The sequence below is a fragment of the Rhizobium sp. RAF56 genome (assembly GCF_052113965.1).
Taxonomy (GTDB): domain Bacteria; phylum Pseudomonadota; class Alphaproteobacteria; order Rhizobiales; family Rhizobiaceae; genus Rhizobium.
The window spans coordinates 83825-103408 of record NZ_JBFRDU010000017.1 but is presented as its reverse complement, the minus strand read 5'-3'; the positions used below and the strand labels follow the sequence as shown (position 1 = coordinate 103408).

Annotated in this window: 19 protein-coding genes; 12 read left to right on the top strand and 7 right to left on the bottom strand. The window is 60.3% G+C overall.

The window, feature by feature from the left end:
- Positions 1-134: 134 nt before the first annotated feature.
- From otnC to AB4048_RS16320, 3 genes are read right to left on the bottom strand one after another with little or no spacing between them, the layout of a single operon-like run.
- Entirely contained in the window at positions 135-776 is a 642-nt protein-coding gene (gene otnC, locus AB4048_RS16330) for a 3-oxo-tetronate 4-phosphate decarboxylase (protein ID WP_442203023.1), read from the bottom strand.
- Positions 773-2017 (bottom strand): 3-oxo-tetronate kinase, encoded by a 1245-nt coding sequence (gene otnK, locus AB4048_RS16325; protein WP_442203022.1) that lies wholly within the window; start codon positions 2015-2017, stop codon positions 773-775. Before otnK ends, otnC begins: the two co-directional genes overlap by 4 nt.
- Positions 2014-2736, bottom strand: coding sequence for an FCD domain-containing protein (locus tag AB4048_RS16320; RefSeq protein ID WP_442203021.1), 723 nt, complete (start codon positions 2734-2736; stop codon positions 2014-2016). The genes otnK and AB4048_RS16320 overlap by 4 nt, the downstream gene beginning before the upstream one ends.
- 145 nt (positions 2737-2881) lie before the next feature.
- On the opposite strand from AB4048_RS16320, the gene AB4048_RS16315 reads away from it, so the two are divergent.
- From AB4048_RS16315 to AB4048_RS16265, 11 genes are all read left to right on the top strand, one after another.
- Positions 2882-3817: a ketopantoate reductase family protein gene (locus AB4048_RS16315; protein WP_442203020.1), complete on the top strand. Its 936-nt coding sequence runs from the start codon at positions 2882-2884 to the stop codon at positions 3815-3817.
- Between the two features lie 4 nt (positions 3818-3821).
- Positions 3822-4004, top strand: coding sequence for a hypothetical protein (locus tag AB4048_RS16310; protein ID WP_442203019.1), 183 nt, complete (start codon positions 3822-3824; stop codon positions 4002-4004).
- Positions 3982-5547: a sugar ABC transporter ATP-binding protein gene (locus AB4048_RS16305; protein WP_442203018.1), complete on the top strand. Its 1566-nt coding sequence runs from the start codon at positions 3982-3984 to the stop codon at positions 5545-5547. Before AB4048_RS16310 ends, AB4048_RS16305 begins: the two co-directional genes overlap by 23 nt.
- 3 nt (positions 5548-5550) lie before the next feature.
- Positions 5551-6561, top strand: coding sequence for an ABC transporter permease (locus AB4048_RS16300; protein WP_442203017.1), 1011 nt, complete (start codon positions 5551-5553; stop codon positions 6559-6561).
- 77 nt (positions 6562-6638) lie between these two features.
- Positions 6639-7658: a substrate-binding domain-containing protein gene (locus tag AB4048_RS16295; RefSeq protein WP_442203016.1), complete on the top strand. Its 1020-nt coding sequence runs from the start codon at positions 6639-6641 to the stop codon at positions 7656-7658.
- A gap of 81 nt (positions 7659-7739) precedes the next feature.
- A complete protein-coding gene (locus AB4048_RS16290) occupies positions 7740-8561 on the top strand; it encodes an MBL fold metallo-hydrolase (protein ID WP_442203015.1) in 822 nt (273 codons plus the stop codon).
- Positions 8562-8563: 2 nt separating this feature from the next.
- On the top strand, positions 8564-9583 hold the full coding sequence (locus AB4048_RS16285) for a zinc-binding alcohol dehydrogenase family protein (protein WP_442203014.1): 1020 nt from the start codon (positions 8564-8566) through the stop codon (positions 9581-9583).
- On the top strand, positions 9580-10425 hold the full coding sequence (locus AB4048_RS16280) for a fumarylacetoacetate hydrolase family protein (RefSeq protein ID WP_442203013.1): 846 nt from the start codon (positions 9580-9582) through the stop codon (positions 10423-10425). The genes AB4048_RS16285 and AB4048_RS16280 overlap by 4 nt, the downstream gene beginning before the upstream one ends.
- Before the next feature lie 3 nt (positions 10426-10428).
- Positions 10429-11484 carry a Gfo/Idh/MocA family protein gene (locus tag AB4048_RS16275; RefSeq protein WP_442203012.1) on the top strand — a complete coding sequence of 352 codons (1056 nt, stop codon included), beginning with the start codon at positions 10429-10431 and terminating at the stop codon, positions 11482-11484.
- Between the two features lie 16 nt (positions 11485-11500).
- The gene (locus tag AB4048_RS16270; RefSeq protein WP_442203011.1) at positions 11501-11848 is read left to right on the top strand and encodes a putative quinol monooxygenase; all 348 of its coding nucleotides are present in this window, start codon (positions 11501-11503) and stop codon (positions 11846-11848) included.
- The gene (locus AB4048_RS16265) at positions 11845-13683 is read left to right on the top strand and encodes a hypothetical protein (RefSeq protein ID WP_442203010.1); all 1839 of its coding nucleotides are present in this window, start codon (positions 11845-11847) and stop codon (positions 13681-13683) included. Before AB4048_RS16270 ends, AB4048_RS16265 begins: the two co-directional genes overlap by 4 nt.
- A 40-nt stretch (positions 13684-13723) precedes the next feature.
- Here the strand turns inward: AB4048_RS16265 and AB4048_RS16260 are convergent, their stop codons facing one another.
- Together AB4048_RS16260 and AB4048_RS16255 are read right to left on the bottom strand one after the other, a co-directional pair.
- On the bottom strand, positions 13724-14467 hold the full coding sequence (locus AB4048_RS16260; RefSeq protein ID WP_442203009.1) for a hypothetical protein: 744 nt from the start codon (positions 14465-14467) through the stop codon (positions 13724-13726).
- Positions 14468-14622: 155 nt separating this feature from the next.
- Entirely contained in the window at positions 14623-16638 is a 2016-nt protein-coding gene (locus tag AB4048_RS16255) for an ABC transporter ATP-binding protein/permease (RefSeq protein ID WP_442203008.1), read from the bottom strand.
- An 805-nt stretch (positions 16639-17443) separates the two neighbouring features.
- Between AB4048_RS16255 and AB4048_RS16250 the strand changes: the two genes are divergently transcribed.
- On the top strand, positions 17444-17737 hold the full coding sequence (locus tag AB4048_RS16250; RefSeq protein ID WP_442203007.1) for a hypothetical protein: 294 nt from the start codon (positions 17444-17446) through the stop codon (positions 17735-17737).
- A 163-nt stretch (positions 17738-17900) separates the two neighbouring features.
- On the opposite strand, the gene maiA is transcribed toward AB4048_RS16250, so the two are convergent.
- Together maiA and AB4048_RS16240 are read right to left on the bottom strand one after the other, a co-directional pair.
- A complete protein-coding gene (gene maiA / locus AB4048_RS16245; protein ID WP_442203006.1) occupies positions 17901-18533 on the bottom strand; it encodes a maleylacetoacetate isomerase in 633 nt (210 codons plus the stop codon).
- Positions 18530-19555 (bottom strand): fumarylacetoacetate hydrolase family protein, encoded by a 1026-nt coding sequence (locus AB4048_RS16240; protein WP_442203005.1) that lies wholly within the window; start codon positions 19553-19555, stop codon positions 18530-18532. The genes maiA and AB4048_RS16240 overlap by 4 nt, the downstream gene beginning before the upstream one ends.
- Between the last annotated feature and the right edge of the window lie 29 nt (positions 19556-19584).

The window sequence follows — 19584 nt, the reverse complement described above, 5'->3', positions numbered from 1 at the left end:
GCGGGGACGAACGCCCCGAATGCGGGCCATTTGGTCCACATCGAACGTCGGACCTCGCAGAACGCTCGAAATCATTCAGCAGGCGATCTCGCTCGGTTGGCGCGCCTTATGACCTGCGTTTCGGCAGCTGGTGGTCAGCGCAACGAAAAGGCGGTTCTCAGCTCATCTATCTCTGATGAAGTTAGCCTTCTTGCAGCCAGTCCTCTCGTCAGCAGGACAAGTTTCGCCGCCTCCTCCAGCTCTTCGGCGGCGAATACGGCATCGCGGAAGGTCGCTGCCGATACGACGGGACCGTGATTCGCGAGCAGTAGCGCGGAGTGCCTGGGAGCAAGGGCACGGATATGCTCGGAGATCGCCGATGACCCCGGCCTGACATATGGAACTAGAGCGACCTCCCCGACGCGCATCACCATGTAGGGTGTGAGCGCCGGCACGCAGTTATGTATATCGGACGCATCCAGGCACGAAAGCGCCGTCGCATGGCTGGAGTGGAGATGGACCACGCCACCGGCCCCATCGCGGGCCGCATAGAAGGCCAAATGCAGAGGAGACTCCTTCGTCGGCGGGTCGCCGGAGACAAGGTTGCCCGCCGGGTCGAGTTTGCTCAAATGCGCGGGATCGAGAAAGCCGAGACAGGCGTTCGTCGGCGTGACGAGGAAACCGTCATCCAGGCGCGCTGATAGATTGCCGGACGAGCCGGCGCTCAGTCCGCGCTGAAAGAGCGACGCCCCCCAACGGCACATTTCTTCGCGCAGTTTGAGTTCACTGGAATTCATTGGCCCAATATTTCCAATGCACGTTGAAAGAAATCATCCTGGCCAAAGTTGCCTGACTTGAGCGCCAGCGCAATTCGTGGGCGATCCCCGCCCCCAGCAATCAGTGCAGGTACTCCAATCGCGATTTCCGGTCCGATCTCGAATGCCACGCGTCCCAACGCTGCTGCGACAGCGCCCGACGTCTCGCCACCTGCCGCGACAAGCCGCCGAGCGCCGAGCGCAATGGACTTGCGTGCCAGTTCGGCAAAGAAAGCATCGAAGGAAGCGGCCAACCGGTCGCGGCCGTACATTGTTTGAGCTTGCGCGACAGTGGACGGATCGCTCGAGGAGTAGACGAGCGGCGCAGCCCCAAGGTTTGTTTCGATGAAGTGCACCACGCGCTCAAGGGTAGCTTCGCGATCAACGAGGTCGGCGGCCTCGATCCGAAGTGCGGGATGGGACTGCTTGTAGTGCGAAATCTGCTGGCGCGTCGCGGCCGAACAACTACCCGAAAGCACGACAGCCGGTCCGTGGCTGCCCGCAAAGCGGATTTCCTCTTCACGAGGTCGGATGCCGAAATTGGCTGGCAAAGGCTTTGCGATCGCCGAGCCCCCGGTGACGAGCCTCCATCCCTTCATGGCCGCACCGAGCAGCGCGAGATCACCCTCCTCTATCGCATCCGCGACGATGAGTTGTTCGCCGCGTCCCCGTGCCGCCGTCAATGCCTCGCTCGCGTCTTTACGAACCTCAGCTAGGCTGATGTGTCCCACTCGAACGTCAGTCTGGCGTTGAAGCCAGCGGCGGATGTCCGGATCGATCATCGGCGTTAGCGGATGCTTCTCCATTCCGGATTCATTGAGCAGGCGATCATTGACGAAGAGGTGGCCGTTGTAGACCGTTCGCCCGTTGGCCGGAAACGCGGGACATACGAGGGTCGAGCCGACGTCCAGCATCGACATCAGGGCACCGGCGACCGGTCCAATATTGCCCTCCGGGGTAGAGTCGAAGGTCGAGCAATACTTGAAAACAATCTGCTCCGCGCCGTTTGCGACCAGCCAGCGGCACGCCGCGAGCGAATGAGATACTGCCTCCTCGACGGGAGCAGACCTCGTCTTCAGCGAAATGACCGCAGCATCGAACGGATGCGACATCTCGGTGGGCGGAATTCCAATATACTGGACCGTGCGAGCGCCGGCTTTCGAAAGCGAGTTGGCTACATCACTCGCCCCCGTAAAATCGTCGGCGATCACGCCGATCTTCATGCGACACCTTCATGCGACACCTGACGCCAGAAGGTTTGGGAGAGCTGCTGCATATGCGCGAGCATTGCGCCCTCGGCTCCATCTGGATCGCGTTTCGCAATTGCCTCGTAGATCGCCTTGTGGGCAGCGTAGGCAATTTGCTCCTGGTTGTTTGCCGCCAATGTCACGACGCGCTGCTCGCGCAGCCATTCCGAAATCTGGTCGTGCAGAGCAAGGAATATCGAGTTGTGCCCGATCTTGGCGAGCTCGAGATGGAAGGCGATATCAGTCGCGATAAATGCCGGCGTATCTCCAATGGCCGCCTCGTTCTTGTCGAGGGCGGCTTTCAGCCCGGAAATCTCTTCCGGCGTTGCATTGCGCGCGGCGTTGCGAGCCAATCCGCATTCGAAGAACAGTCGAGCACCTTGAAATTCCCGCTGCCCTTCCGGAGTGGACAGCATCTGTCGCACCGCGGGTGCCATTCCGCTGAAGATATGGCTGGCGGTCGCCCTTTGCACCCGTGCGCGCGCGCCGTTCGCAATCTCGACGAGGCCGGCTTTCTGAAGCGTGATCAGAGCCTCTCGTATGGCCGGACGGCCGACGCCGAAGGCAATCTGCAGGTCCCTTTCCGGCGGCAATAGATCGCCGGGCTTGAGGTGGCCATCGACGATTTGGGCCTCAATGTGCGCCGCCACCTGCTCGAACAACTTCTTCCGTTCAATATTTATCGGTTGAATCATAACCTATCATACCATCATGCTTGACAACTATAATGCAGACTGTAAGTTTAACCGTAAATCGGCGTAGCGCAAGTTCCTTCTTCAGGCCGATCCGGCAGGGTTCGGGAGGCCCGCGCCGATAAAAAGAATTTCGGGAGGAGACTGCATGCGTATCGCTATTCTCGGCGGCGGCGGAGCCATGGGCGGGATCTTTGGCGGATACCTCGCCCGCGCCGGCAACGACGTCACCCTGATCGATGTCTCGACCGCCGCGATCTCGGCCATTAACGAGAACGGCCTGACGATCGAGGAAAAGGACGGCTCGCAGCCCGTGATCAAGGTGGCAGCCAGCGACGACCCCTCCTCTGTCGGTCCCGTCGACCTCATCGTCAATTTCGTGAAGTGCTATCACACCGAGGCGGCTATTCGGGCCGCGAAGCCGATGATAGCAGCCGATACTGCGATCCTCAGCCTTCAGAACGGTTGGGGAAACGCGCCCCGGATTGCTCGCATCGTCGGCGAAGACAAGGTAGTCGTCGGGCTGACCTACCACGGGGGAACCCTGCTTGGTCCTGGTCGCGTGAAACATCCGGGCGTCGGCATGACATTCGTCGGCGAACTTTCGGGCAAGCCGACAAAACGATTGGAAACGATCGCCGACACCCTGCGGGCCGCAGGCCTTGAAACAACGCTGTCGGATCACATCCTGAACGAGGTCTGGAAGAAGCTCGCGCTGAATTGCTGCACGCTGCCCACCTCCGGCCTCCTCGGCTTCCTTTCGCACGAGCTTGTTGCGCATGAAAGTGCCACCAAACTCATGGCCGCAATTCTCCGCGAGGTCGCCGATGTCGCGAAGGCAAAGGGAATTGCACTTGACTACGACGAGCGCTGGTCGGCGATCACAAGCCTTCTCGAGAAGGCGATCGGTGGCAAGGCCTCGATGTTGCAGGATGTCGAAGCCAGGCGTCAGACTGAGATAGAGGTCATCAACGGGGCAATCGTCGAAGCCGGCAAGGAAGTCGGCGTCGCGACGCCGTACAACCAGGCAATGGTTTGGCTCGTGGAAGCTTTGCAATCCAAATATCTCGCAGCAAAGGCATAATCCAATGTCCGGCTGCCTTGCGGAAAAGACTGCATTGGTCACCCGGCGCGCGAGCGGGATCGGCTTGGCAATTGCCGAGGGGTTCCCGCGTGAGGGTCAGAAGACGGCAGTTGTCAATCGTGGAGCAAAGGCGCTCGAGGCAACAGGTACGCCATTCCTGATCGATGGCGGAGCAACGGCAATTTGAGGAAATGGCAATGGCTCCGCGCTTGCAGGTCACAAACCTATCGAAGATGTTTCCCGGAGTTCGCGCTCTAGACGCAGTATCCATGACCGTCGAACCGGGCGAAATCCGCGCTTTGCTCGGCGAAAACGGGGCGGGCAAGTCAACGCTCGGCAAGATCGTTGCCGGCGTCTACCCGCCAAGCGAAGGCATACTGGCGATCGACGGAGTTGAAATTGCCGACCTCGACGAAAAGTCGGCCGGCGAGCGCGGCATTGGGATCGTCTACCAGGAGGGCTCGCTGGTCCCTCACCTTTCGATTGCCGAGAATATCTTTGCTGGACGCCAACCCACCGGTTGGCTCGGACAGGTCAACGTCCGAGCGATGCGAGTACGGGCCGCAAAGCTTATAGCGGAGCTCGGCGTGGCGCTCGATCCGGCGCAGAAGGTTGCCAGCCTGTCGACGGCGCAGGCCCAAATCGTCGAGATCGCCAAGGCTCTGTCGCGTGACCTGAGGATACTCATCCTCGACGAGCCGACTGCTGCGCTGACACTCACCGAGACCGAGAAAATGTTCGGTGTCGTGCGTCGGCTCGCCTCGAACGGCGTATCGGTCATCTATGTGTCCCACCGGCTCGCGGAAATCTACACGCTTTGCCATACGGTGACCGTGCTTAAAGACGGCAAGCTCGTCGGAACGCGCGCCGTCGCGGACACTTCGCCCGACGAACTCATCCGCATGATGGTCGGAAGGGATGTGCACCTGGATCGCGAAATCTCGCATCGCGTTCCCGGCGATCTGGTCCTCGATGCGCGGAACGTCAGCGCGCCGCCTCTGGTCAAATCGGCTTCGCTTCAGGTCCGGGCAGGCGAAATCGTCTGTCTCGCCGGCCTGATCGGTTCGGGACGCAGCGAGTTTTGCGAGGCGATATTCGGGGCGCGGCGACGCCGCTCCGGTGAAATCCGCATCGGCGGCAAATTGGTCAACCCGGCCGGACCGTGGGATGCGAAGGCCGCGGGCATAGGCATGGTACCGGAGGATCGCAAACTTGCTGGCCTGTTCCTGCCGATGAACATCACCGCCAATATCGCGGTGACCATCCTCGACAAGGTCTCCGACGGCCTCCGCTTTTCGGAGGCTAAAGCCAGCGCCATGGCCCAACGCTTCGTCGATGAACTGCGCATCGTCACCCCGGGCGTGTCTCAGCTGGTCGGCAATCTCTCGGGCGGCAATCAACAAAAGGTGTTGTTGGCGAAGTGGCTCGCGGTCGAGCCGCGTGTCTTGATCGTCGATGAGCCGACGCGTGGCGTCGACGTTGGTGCGCGCGCCGAAATCTACAGGCTGCTGCGAGGTTTGGCCGACAAAGGCGTGGCGCTCATCGTGGTCTCGTCGGATCTGCCGGAGGTATTGGCCCTGGCGGATCGCATCATCGTGATGGCCGAAGGCAACACCGTCGGTGAGCTGCCAGGGGACGGTGCGACCGAAGAACAGGTTCTGCGCCTTGCGACGAAATATACCGCCTCGGTAGCCGAGGCCCGTCGCGACGCGGCAATGGCGGAGATTTGAAGAATGGCGCAGGTGCATGAAATGATTACCGAGACACCGCAACACAGAGAATCCGCCATCCTGAGAATTGTCCGCAAGCTGGCGGACTCGCGGGAACTTACGCTCTTCATGCTGGTCCTGCTTCTCGCGGTAGCGATGACGATTGCCTATCCCAACAATTTCGCGACGGCCGCCAACATTCGAGCGGTTCTGCTCAACCTTGCACCAGTCGGCATCCTGGTCTGCGGCATGATGCTGCTGATGATTGCCGGAAGTTTCGATCTTTCCTGCGGATCAACCCTGGCGCTATCAGGCGTTTGGGCGGGCGTCGTCGCGGGTTGGTGGAGCTGGCCGGCAGAAATCGCTCTTCTCGTCGGCATCCTGGTTGGTCTCGTAGCGGGCCTGATCAACGGCCTTATCGTCACACGGATCGGCATCAACGCGCTGATCGCGACCCTCGGCACGCTGACAATTTACAGAAGCCTCACCTACGTCACGGCCGGTACCGGCGTTACGCCGATTTCCGATGCATTCGCCGCATATGGTCGGGCTGCCGATCCGTTTTTCCGCGTTCAGTCGCCATTCTGGGCAATGCTGGCGGTCGTCGTCGTCGGGGCTTGGCTCATAGGGCGGACGCGGTTCTTCCGTCAGTTCTATTTCGTCGGCGGCAATGCGCGTGCTGCTCAGCTTTCCGGTATCCGTGTCGATCATTTGACGTTGATTGCGTTCGTGATCATGGGCGGGCTTGCCGGGCTTGCCGGCGTACTGGGCGCGGCTCGTCTCAACAGCGCCGTGGTGAACGCAGGCGTCGGTATCGAGCTCAAGGTGATCACGGCGACCGTGCTTGGCGGCGCGAGTCTCAAGGGAGGAGAAGGCACCATTCTCGGAGGGATCCTTGGGGTACTGTTTATCGCTCTCATCGAAAACGCGATGATTATCAACGCGATAGGCGTATTTTGGCAGGGGTTGGTGGTCGGCTTCGTGCTTTTGTTTGCGGTATCGCTGGACCGCTTCAAGAGCGCGGGCCGGCACTGATGCACGTTTAAGGAGGAGGAGCGGAACCGCAGGTCAGGAGGCTGGGCGCGTCCGCAACCAATGAGGAGGAAGACCTAATGAAAACCATTACAAAATCATTCCTTGCGGGGATGGCAGTGGCTGCTTCCGCGTTCGTCTTTGCGGGTGAGGCCGCCGCGCAGGAATCCAGCTTCGGCCCGGCCGACGCCAAATACACCTATTACTGGATTTCCAACAAAGCGAACCTGCCGCTCTTCGTCCAGTACGACTATGTGGGCATGAAACGGATTGCCGACGAACTGGGCGTCAAGGTCGTGGTCGCCGGTCCGACCGATTTTGACGTGCCGGGGTTCATCGCGGCTGTCGACCAGGTTTGCGCTCAGAAGCCGAGCGGTGTTTCGGTTGTCGGCGGGTGGGATCCCTCGCTGACCGAGCCCGTCAAGCGCTGCATCGAACAAGGCGTACCGACCGTCGTCGACGACGGCGATCTGCCGGATTCCGGACGTCTTGCCTACATCGGCACCAACTGGACGCAGGTTGGCGTTTCCCAGGCGAAGAAGCTCATGGAACTGCTGCCCAAGGGCGGCAAAATCGGAATGATGTCGATCATCAACGCCGGCAACATGCGCGAAGCGGTCGCCGGCTTCCAGGCTTATGTGAAGGCGAACGGCGGCGATAAATTCCAGATCGTTGCCAACGAAGACGATAACGGCGACGCGCAAAAGGCCGCGCAGGTCACCGCGGCATTGCTTGCAGCGCATCCGGATATCGCCGGCATTGCCGGATTTGATTCCGAGTCCGGCGCGGGCATCGTGACCGCCCTTCGTGAAGCAGGCAAGAATCCGGGAGACATCAAGGTCACTGCGATGGAGCAGACGCCTGATTTCTTCAAGACGGCCAAGGACGGTTGGGTTGACGGGATCGTGGTTCAGAACCGCGAGCTGTTCATTTACTATGCCGTCAAGCTTCTCCACGACTTCAACACAAATACGCTGAAGTCGGCCGGTCTTGCCGCTGCGCAGGGCGGTCGTCCGATACCGGATACCGTCGACACAGGCGTCCTTCTGGTGACGAAAGACAACGTGGAAAAGGTGCTCTCGGCGCTGAACGTCAAGTGACGTCAGGAAGGGCAAGAGCGCATACGCCGCTTGCCCTTCCCGCTCCCTTTCAAATCGCCTCGCGTTTTGGTGAGAAAAACCATGACAGACGCTTCAGAATACACACGTATCCGATTTCACGGAGTGGCGGCCTACGAGATCCTGACCCGCAGCGGGCTGCGTATCCTCTGCGATCCGTTTCTTGACCAAAACCCAGGCGCGGCGTCGAAGTCGACCGATTTCGACAGGGTGGATCTGGTCGTCGTCAGTCACGCGGCCTTCGATCATCTCGGCGACACTGACAAGATCGCCGCAAAATATGGATGCCCGGTCGTCTGTGGCGGAGAGGTTAAGGCCTGGCTGATGGATCGCGGCATCCCGGCATCGCAGATCCGCGCCACGACGTGGGGCATCCGCGTCAAGGTGGCGGGCGTCGAAATCCAGCCGCTCGAATGCCATCACTGGTCGCAGATCCGCCTGAAAGACGGCAGCTTCATTTCCGGCGTGCCGATGGCCTTCATCGTTTATGCCGACGACAACGCGCGCTTTTACCACTACGGCGATACCGCGATCTTCAGCGATCTCAAGCTGCAGGCGGAGCTCTACCGGCCCAACATCGGCTGCATCGGCATCGCAAATCCCCAGGAGGTGCTGCACCTCAACCCCATGCCCGGCGAAATGCTGACCGGCGAAATGAGCCCCTACGAGGGTGTGCTGGCCACGCAGTGGCTCGGCCTCGACACGGTTTTCCCCTGCCATTACATCACGTTGGACGGCGATGCGGACGTTGCGGAATACATGCGTCACCACAAGGAGGCCCGGGATCGGGGCGAGAAGATTGCCGACGCCTATCTGCTCAAGGCAGGCGACTGGGTCGAGTTCGATGCCGAGGGTCGGGTTGTCACCCCGAAGAAGGCGGCCTGACCATGCAAGCTGCTCTTTTCGACGCCGCATTCCAGCTCCGGATGACCGACCCTCCCCGGCCGGAGCCCAAGCCCGGAGAGGCTCTGATCGCGGTCAAGGCCGCGGGGCTTTGCGCGGGAGATCTCTATATCTACACAGGCAAGAACCCCTATGTCAGCTATCCGCGGATCGGCTGCCATGAAATTGCGGGGACGGTTGCCGGCTATGGCGCGAACACAATGGGTCCGGCAATCGGTACCCGAGTGGTCGTCGATCCCTTCATCGGCTGCGGCAAGTGCTATCCGTGCAGGATCGGCAAGCGCAACTGCTGCGCCAACCTCACGATCGTCGGCGTCCACCGCGACGGCGGGTTCGCCGATTTTGTGGCCGTCCCAGCGACGAACCTCGTAGCGGTTCCGGACAATCTCAGCGATTTCGAGGCCTCGTTTGCCGAACCGGTCGCCATCGGCGTGCAGGGATGTCGCCGTGGAGAAGTGGCCGCCGATGACATCGTTCTCGTGCTCGGTGCTGGACCCATCGGCCTTGCGATCGTCGAGGTCGCCAGATCTCGCGGAGCAAAGGTCTATGCATCCGATCTCTCCGCCGAGCGACTGGCGATCGCCCGTGATCTCGGAGCGATTCCCGTCGAAGGCGGACCCGGACTTAAAGAACGGGTGCTCGAGGTTACCGACAACGAAGGCATGCCTGTCGTCATGGAAGCGACGGGCGTGGCCGCCGTGATGGAGCAGACGACAGAACTGGTCGCCTCCGGCGGTCGCATCGTCATTCTGGGGCTGGTCAAACAGGGAACCGGAGTGACGCTTCCCGGCCTGGACTTGACCCGCAAGGAGATCACGCTTCACGGTTCCCGCGCGTCCGTCGACTGCTTTCCCGAAGCACTCGAGCTGCTGGCATCCGGCAAAATTCACTATCCCAAAATCGCCAGCCGGTTCGCGCTACGCGAGGCACCAATCGTGTTTGACCGGCTCGCGAAAGACCCCATGGCCATTCACAAGGCCGTCTTCATACCGGAGGCTTCATGAAACTCGTAACCTTTTCCCGCCACGGCTCCCGCCACGCCGGCGTCCTTGAGGGCGACCAGGTAGTGTCTTTGACGGAAGCGGGGCTCGCCGACAGCGTTCTCCAGATCGTCGAAGGCGGTGCCGCCGCGCTTCAACGCGTAAGGGCAGGTCACGCGGCGGCACCACGTTATTCGCTGGAAGAGATCAAACTGGAAGCGCCCATACGGCCGGGCAAGGTCCTCTGCTCCGGCATAAACTACAAGGGGCACGCATTGGAGAACCCGAACGCGAAAATGCCGACGGAGCCGTTCTTCTTCGCAAAGCTGCCAAGTTCTGTGACCGGCCATGACGCTCCCGTTGAGAAATCGTCCCGCACCGAGCAGATGGACTATGAGGTCGAGTTCTCAGCCGTCATCGGCAGGCGCCTCTACAGGGCCAAGGAGAGCGAGGTGATGGAAGCAATTTTCGGCTACACGCTCCTCAACGATATTTCGGCTCGTGACGTCCAATTCAAGGACAACCAGATCACGCTCGGAAAGAACCTTGCCGGGTTTGCGCCAATTGGGCCTTGCATTCTGACCGCCGACGCGATGTCAAAGCCAGACAACGTGCGACTTCAAACGCGGCTCAATGGCCGCACGCTGCAAGACGGAAACACGTCCGACTGGTTGTTTTCGCTGCCCTTGCTGATTTCGTTCCTGTCAAATTTCATGCCGCTCGAACCTGGCGACATCGTAACGACCGGCACGCCCGCCGGCGTCGGTATCTTCCAGAAACCCCCGATCTTCATGCAGGCGGGAGACGTGGTGGAGATCGAGGCGGATGGTATCGGCGTGCTCAGAACGCCCATTGTCGCAGGGTGACACATGGGCGCGCGCGAGATCAGGATCGGAGTGCTCGGTTGCGGCTTCTACGCCCAGAACCATCTCAATTCATGGCGTGACTTGAGAGCGAAAGGGGCTGTGCTCGCCGCGGTCTGCGACCTTGATGGAGCCAAGGCCGCGGCAGCCGGCAAAGACTTCGGTGTCCCGCACTACACGGACGCCTCCGTCTTCCTGCGGGAAGCGGGTCTTGACGTGGTCGACATCGTGACCCGGCAAGACTCTCATCGTGCACTTGCAGAGGCCGCCATCGCGCGGAAAATAGCGACCATCGTCCAGAAGCCCTTCGCGCCGAGCTGGGAGGATTGCGTAGCGATCGTGCGCGCTGCCGAAGAGGCGGGCGTCTGGCTCGCCGTCCACGAGAATTTCCGCTTCCAGGCACCGATGCGACGCGTTCGCGAGATCATCGACAGCGGCGCGATCGGAAAACCCGATTGGGGACGGATCCGCTTTCGAACGGACTTCGACGTTTACCAGGCCCAACCCTATTTCGCCGAGGAAGACCGCCTGGTCATTGCCGATGTCGGCGTTCACATGCTCGATCTTGCCCGGTATCTGCTCGGCGACATCATACGCATCTCGTGCGAGACTCAGCGGCGGGGGACCAGACCGAAGGCCGAGGATACGGCCACGATGCTTGCGCGGCATGCCTCCGGCGGGGTCAGTGTGATTGAATGCACATACGAAGCTCACCGCGCACATGATCCTTTCCCGGAAACGCTTCTGGAGATCGAAGGCCCCCAGGGCTCGATAATCATGGACCCCGATTGCACGCTGACGCTGACAAGCCAGGGAAGCTCGCACAAGGAATCCGTCGGCGCGCCTTTGCTGTCATGGACGGCCCATCCCTGGCATGTCAGCCAGGAGGGCGCTTATGCGGCGTGCCGGCATTTTCTGCATTGCATTCAGAATGGCCTGCCTGCCGAAACAAGCGGGATCGACAATCTGAAGACCTATGCGCTGGTCGAAGCCGCCTATCGGGCGGCGACGGAGGCACAAGCCGTTCAACCTATGGTCTACATGCCCTTTCGGCCCAACTGACATCGGGGGAAACTGTGTGAGCACTGGAAAAACCGTCACCGCGAGACCTTTCGTCATCACCGTCGAGTTCGAGCTTGAGAACGATGTCTTTCCGGAATTCCTGCGGCAAGTCACTGAAAATGCAGCCACGTCGGTTCGATTGGAGGCGCACTGCCTGCGGTTTGACGTGCTCACCCCGAGCGCGGCGGGGGCGATAGACCGTGTGTTGCTCTATGAAATCTACACCGATCGCGCGGCCTTTGATGTCCACCTTGAATCCGAGCATTTCAAGATTTTCGACGAAACAACCCGGACCATGGTGAGGAAGAAAACGGTGGTTCAGTATGAGATCGCCCAGCATGCCAAAATGGATGCTCGAATATGATCCTAGCCAGTTCGGTGGATACCTTCGGGACAGATGAGCCTGCCCCCCACCGCCATCTTCTCAAGGCTGGTCCGCTGAGCGCAGTGCTGGAAGACGGAAACCTTCGCGATATCCGCTATTTCGGGATCGAGGTGGTTCGGGCGATCAACTACCTTGTCCGCGACATGGCGTGGGGGACGTTCAAGGCTGAAATCAGCGACCTCGAAATCGTCGAGGACAGCGACAGCTTCCGGGTCTCATACGCGGCGATCTGCGGCAACGAGGCCAATAGCCTCAGCTACAGAATGGGTATCACGGGTAAGGCCGAGGGAGGCTTGGTACTCGAGGCTGCGGCATTGGCGCTAACCGATTTTCACACCAACAGAATTGGCTTTGTCGTCCTTCATCCGGCTGACGCCGCTGGCGCGCATCTCACAATACGTCATACCGACGGACAATCCGAAACCACACGCTTTCCGAAACTGATCAGCGCCGACCAACCCGCCTTCGACATCGGCGGTCTGACACATGAGGCGGCACCTGGCCTTTGGTGTGCGATCGACATGGAAGGCGACGCGTTTGAAATGGAGGATCAGCGAAACTGGACCGACGCATCGTTCAAGACTTATGTCAGGCCGCTTTCGAAGCCACGGCCCTACTGGGTGAAGAAAGGAAGCAGCGACGTGCAGCGCGTCTCGCTAAATCTGCACGGCGGAGAACACGTCGCAAAGGCTCTGAAAGCGGTGGACGCGACGTTGGCTATCGGTGAGCCCATCGGACGGATGCCGGCGATGGCACTGTTTTGCGACGAGACGGTTCGAAGCGCGAACGCTCCCCTGCCCCGTGGCTTGATGCAAACGCTCGTCGTCAGGCAGGACCTGTCCGAAGGCCCTGAGCGCTTGGCCGCGGCGCGGCGGATGGCGGCCGACGGGACCTCGTTGGCGGTCGAGCTCGTGATGGATGCGGTCGATCCTTCGGCGGAGTCCGCAAAGGCTCTCCGGCTGATCAGCCATGCCGGTATCGAGCCGAGCGCTTTGCTCGTCTCGCCAAGGCGCGATTTCAAGACCAGGCCGAGCGGGAGCCTTCCCGCTGGACAACGCCCGATCGGTGAACTTGTTCGTGCTTTACGAGACGCGGGTTACGACGGGCCGATTGGCGCTGGCTCGCCATCGAATTTCACGGAGTTCAATCGCAATCCCCCGACGGCCGATTACGATTTCATCTTCTTCGGCGTTTCGGCGATCGGACACGCGGCCGATGACACCTCGGTGATCGAGACGCTCAGTGTCTATCCGGTCGTGCTGGAAAGCGCTGCGGCGCTGTGTCCCGGCAAGCCGATCTGGCTCGGACCCTGCACCATCGGCGTGCGGCACAATCCCTACGGACGCGCCACCTCCGCCAATCCCAATCGGCAGCGCATACCCGGCGCGCAAGACGACCCGCGCCACAGCGCCCTCTTCGGCGCAGCGTTCGCGGTGAGCATCTTGGCCGGCACTGCCGGCCAGCCCGTCGAGCATTTGACGCTTGCATCGCCATACGGATCGTTTGGCCTTGTTTCAGAGACCGGACGATCGCGACCGCTGGCCGCGATACAATCGGTGAGTTCCGCGGCCGCAGGCTGTGAACGGCTTGAGGCCAAATGCACTGGTAGCAATGTCTCGGTTGTGGCATATCGCAGCGAGGGAGGGATCCGTGCCCTTCTTGCGAACCTTTCCGACAAGGCGGTTGAGATCTCTATTCCGCCGATATTTAAGGACGCGTCGATCGTCGGAACCGACGGGGCCATGGAACCGCTGAACCTTGAGCCGGGCAGGGTTACGATCGCTCCCTACCGTTCAGTCCTTTTGACTGCATAGTTCCTGATGCTCGCGCCGGTCGCCATGGATGAGAGCGGCATCAATCGATCCGTACGTATGCGCTCAATCTCATTGTGGCCTCTATCGCCGCGCCGGCCGGCGTCCGTCGCTTCACGCGATTGCTCGTCGTCGTCGCTGTGGATTCACAGATTATGCTCGAGTGTCCATCGGCTGACTGATTGCCGCCGACGATGCGAATGTGGTTTTCATCCACCGGCTCCTTGAAAAAGCCGACATGTCCCAGGCCAATGCTTCGTCCCGCCAGATCAAAGCAGGTAAAGACGGCGAGATCGCCCTCTCTGGGGACGGTTCGCTGTTGAAACGGGGGCGAAAGAAACGACTGGGAGGAGGCACTCGCGCTGCCGGCAAGACCGCTTCGAACAATGCAGAAGTTCGCAAAAGCGGCGCACCATGGAACAATATCATTGGCGGCGGCGCCGGTAATTTTCAGAAACTCAGATATGAGTGGATTGCGAGGTCCGGGCGGCGGCAATTGGGTGATAGCTGAGGGATCCTGCCTATAGTAGCGATCAACGAACGCCTGGGCGATATCAACCGGGCGGGGCCCTCGTGGCATCGATTCCAGGATTTCTCGCGTTCGGGCAACTTGCCGCCTGGTAGGCTCGCTGTAGGTGACGCCACCATCGGCCCGAATGATGGAAGGCGAGACAACACGAAGAGGGGGTATTTGAAGGAAGGTGATTGCCTCCCTACGCTTGGCACGCGATGGTCGGGCACTCATAGAGAAAGCCATCCCTATCATCACCGCCCGTCGCGTCAGCATGCCCTTCTCCTAATAGCGTCTGGTTCCTGGCTACCTCACTATGTAGAGAGACTTCTCTCGCGCGACAGGATGACCAGTGCCCTTTCCCGGCAAGCGCAAATCACCCAAGTTTCCCTCCTATGCATGGTCGCCCGTCGGTAGCCGACCACAGGGGTTCAATTGTTAGTCCGGGGCGGCGTTTTGCTGGGTGTCCTGCTGCTGCCCGGTCGGGAGCGCCTCTGTTCCAAAAGGCGTGAAACCAAGTTCCGTTTTCTCTTGCGCTGGATAAGGTCGATATCACTGACAAGCTTTGCGCCGCCCTCCCGCCGCTCCAATGTGATCTTGCGGCTATGGAACGCCTCCAGTTCAGCACGATGCGCCACGCTAACGATAGTGACCTTCGGCAATTCCTGGATGACTGTCTCCATCATCTTGTCCTGGCTCTTCTCATCGAGTGCTGACGTTGCTTCATCCAGCACGACGATATCGGGATTGTGGAGAAGGAGACGCCCAAACGCGAGGCGTTGCTTTTCGCCACCCGACAAGGTCTGGTCCCATGGCGCGTCTTCCTCAACCTTATCGTTCAGGTGACCGAGCCCCACCTTGTCGAGGGCAGCGCCGATCTCATCCAGTGTCCAACTGTCTGCTGCGCCGGGATAGGCGACCGCACGGCGGAGCGTCCCGGAAGGGATATATGGTCGTTGCGGCAACATGAACAGTCGCCTGTCGGCGTGGAAATTGACGCTGCCGCCGCCCCAAGGCCACAGACCTGCGATGGCCCGCACCAGCGTACTCTTGCCGGAACCGGATGCGCCGGCCACCAGCACCCGTTCGCCAGGTTCGATGACAACCTGAGTTTCCTTGACCACGGCGGTGCCGTCGTCGAGCGAAACGGAGAGGTTATCCAGGCTGAGCATAGCGTCGCCTTCCGTTTCGCCGCGCTTGATGCGCCCAAGGGCGTCGCTCTGTTCCGCACGCTCGAGCCCGTCGAGCGACATCATCAGCGAAGCGATCCGGCGTGCACAGGCGTTCCAATCGGCGAGACGGGGATAGTTGTCGACCAGCCATCCAAACGCGCCCTGCACGATGGCGAAGGCGGAGGCCGCCTGCATTATCTGTCCGAGGGTCATGCTGCCTTCGAGAAATTTCGGAGCGCAGAGCAAAATTGGAACAACAGGCGCAATCAGGCTAGACCCCTGCGATATCAGCGCGGTGCGCATGTGTTGGCCGGCGAGAAGCGCCCATTGCCCGATCACGTTCGCGAAGGTCTTGTCGAGGTCGTTGCGCTCCTCCTCCTCGCCGCCGAGCAAGGCGATGCTCTCGCCGTTTTCCCTGACGTGCGTCAGGGTGTACCGGAATTCGGCTTCCGCCTGGTTCTTCGCCTCGGAGACCTGGACGAAGTACCGGCCGATGAGCGTCATCGAGCCTGACGTGATCGCGGAATAGACCACTGCGGTGACGACGAGGAAGCCGGGAACGGTGATGGTCGAACCCGCGACCGTTAGAGTGAGGGCGCCGCCGATCGTCCATAGGACCACGATGAAGGTGGAGGCCGCCAGAAATGCGGAAACGACGCCAGCGATGAAATCAACAGGTGACTCGGTGGCAATCCGCAAATCTTCCGCGATGCGGGCTTCGGGATTCTTGTGGTCGCCATCGATGAGGTTCAATTGATAGTAACGGCCGTTTGCGAGCCAGCGCGCGATGACTGCCGTGGAGAGCCAGGAACGCCAGCGGCGCTGGATCGCCATTCGAACCGAGACTTGTGCCGCGACAAGGATCACACTTCCGAGCACGAGCGGCAGGAATACAGCGCTCAGGAAATAGACGGTGCGCGCATTGTGTTGCTCGATCGCATCGAAAATAGCGCGGTTCCAGAGATTGATCCCATACTGGAAGCCAACGTTGATGCAGATCAGGGCCAATAGCCCGATCGAGCATGGCCAGGCGAGCCTATCGCCGCCGCGGCTCCAGTAAGCGCGCGCGCTGATCCAGAAACGCTTTAGCAGATATTTCTTTCGTGCCTGCTCCACCTCCTCGGGCGTCAGCTCCGGATCGGGCTCGATGACATCCGGCGGCGGCACGACCATGCCTTCGACCTCGACGGTCGATGCATCCTCCTGACGCGATTTCTCGACATCGCTCGGTTTGTTACTGTCGACCGGTTTCGGATTAAATTTAATGTCAGACATGTCGCGACAACGGCTTCGGAATCAAAAGGTTTCATGTTGCCGACATCGAAAATTGCTATCGGGCGCTCGGCCGTCGAGAAAATGAGGATTTAATCCGTCGGGTCGTTGACGGCGCAAACGGCACGGGGGTGCTGCGAAGTGGCCTTCTGTTTTGCGCGCCGCCGGTGATCGGCCATCTTCGCCAGGCTTGAAAAGCGTGTGCCGTCCGCCAAATAGCTTTTCAGACGGTGACGGAACTCTCAGATGAATCGTATTGCATCCCTGCTGCTTCTCGCGTCTGGAGCGACGTCGTTGCTCTTGGTGGCAGCGTCGCCTGCGGGCGCAATTTATCGCGTCAGTTCGACTGGTCGCACATGCGCCGCGATACGCAGCATCATAAGTCAGCAGGGCGCCATTCTCGTGACCCATCCGAGCACGGGAGGCGCAGGCACCCTATACGATCGTTACGTGAGCTGGCAGGGCCTTTGCGGTCCAGGCTACGTCACAGAGGACGACTGGGTTCCGGCCAAAGACGGCCAATGCCGCCTGAAACGTTGCGAGATCTTCGAATCACCGCACTGATGGTGGCCTCTCGAGCGCTACCCATCCGCGTCAGGCCACCCGACGCCCCGGGGGCTGAATGTACTGGCCCGCGAACGCGTGCGGGAATTTCGCCACGACGATTTGCTCGGGATTACGCCTCCTATCCCAGATGGGCCGCCAGGAAGGCTGTTCGGGTTATCCCCGCCTGCGACTGACGGGTCCTTGCTTTGCAGCGAGACTCGGTTGAATGTTCGTTCATAGACCGAAGTGAAGGAGCCGCCCAATGACCAAGAACTTTACTAGCCTCGCCGGAATGTTCTTCACCGATAGCGACGGTGATCGCTATTGCACTGGAGAAATTCTCGCTGAGGTAACGGATGGCGTCTACTTGGTTCTATACGACGGCGTCGAAGTGAAATCGCCGCAGGAACTCGTTCCCCTCGAGGACATGCTGACGACCGATGAACACGGGGAAAGAAGTTGGCATTTCTTCACGAGCAGAGAAGATCTGAAAGATTGGGTCGATTGGCTTGACACTCCGCCCGCTCCCCGCGTGATCACGCTCGTCAAACAATGATCTGCGATTCTCGGCGAATTGCGCTCATGCGCGCAAACTCTTCGCCGTAGAGCAGCGCGGCTTTGTGGGAGCAGTGGTCGACGCCAGCAGGGCCGCAGCCTGTACGTGATTATTATCACGCCGGGCGCGCGGCTTTGGCTATCGTCGCGGTTTTGGTCTTCGGTCAAGGTCTTACACGGTCAGGATGGGCAGCCTGGAAGGCTGGCAGCTTGGCGCATTTGCCGTCGATATCGACGATGCGCTTGAAATCGGTCATATCAACTCCCCAGCGGCGGGCGTTGTAGACCTGCGGAACGAGACAGAGGTCCGCCATCGTCGGCGTATCCCCAAAGCTGAACTCTCCATCGACTTCGCCGATCATCGCTTCCAGTTTGCGAAGTCCGTCCGTGATGAAATGCTTCATCCATTCCTCGCGGGCGTCAGGCTGGTCCGTCACGGTCATGAGATGCGCCACGACATGCATGTTGCATATCGGATGGATGTCCATGGCGACCGCGTATGCGAACGCGCGCACTCTCTGGCGATCGGCAATATCCAGTGGCAGCAATCCGCATTCCGGCCGAGCCTCGGCCAGATACTCGATGATTGCCAGCGACTGTGTCAGAGTTCTCCCGTCGATCACCAATGCCGGAACAAGCCCCTGCGGGTTGAGCGCCAGATATTCCGGCTTCCCATGCGCTCCCTCCAGCAAATCGATCATCACTGTTCTATAGTCGGTTCCCAGCATGTTGAGTGCGATACGAACGCGATAGCTCGCGGACGATCGCCAGTAGTCGTAAAGAACGACCTCGGTCATTGCGGCTTGGTTCCTCTATACCGTTCGACCGTCTGCTCGATCGCCCCGAAGATCGAATGGCCGGCATGATCCTTCATCTCGATGCGGACCTGGTCCCCGAACTTCATGAATGGCGTTTTCGGCGATCCAGTTTCGATGGTCTCGATCATACGCATCTCGGCGATGCATGAGTAACCGTCCCCTCCGTCTTCGACCGGCCTTCCCGCTTCGCCGGCCAGCTTGTTGGAAACCGTTCCCGAGCCGATAATCGTTCCGGCCACCAGATTGCGGGTTTTGGCGGCATGGGCGATCAGCTGGCCAAAATTAAACGTCATGTCGATGCCGGCGTTCGCCTTGCCGAATGCCTTGCCGTTCAAGCTAACAAGCAACGGGAGATGCACCTTGCCGCCTTCCCAATACGCTCCGAGTTCGTCCGGCGCCACCGCGACCGGAGAAAATGCCGATGCCGGCTTGGATTGGAAGAAGCCGAATCCCTTTGCCAGTTCGTTCGGTATCAGCCCTCGCAGCGACACGTCGTTGACGAGCATCACCAGACGGATGGCTTCGCGCGCAGCCTCCGGGCTCGAACCCATGGCAACGTCGCCGACGATGACGGCGACCTCGCCCTCCATGTCGATCCCATAAGCCTCGTCCGCCACCAAGATCGGGTCTCGTGGCGCAAGGAACCCGTCCGAACCGCCTTGATACATTAGCGGATCAGTCCAGAAGCTCGCCGGCATCTCCGCGCCCCGCGCCTTGCGCACCAGTTCGACATGGTTGAGATAGGCCGAACCGTCGGCCCATTGGTAGGCGCGCGGCAAAGGCGATGTGGCGTCGTGTTCGTGAAACCTGATCGTCGGCTGGGCTCCTGTTTCGATGCCTTCAGCAATCTGCGCCAGTCTCGGAGCCACGTGCTCCCAGTCATCGAGAGCCGCCTGCAACGTGCGGGCGACGTGACCGACTTCGGAGCACCGAGTAAGGTCGCGAGAAACGACAACGAGCCGGCCGTCTCTCGTGGAGTCTTTTAACGTCGCAAGCTTCATGTTCCATTCCAGTGCCAGAGGATGCCTAG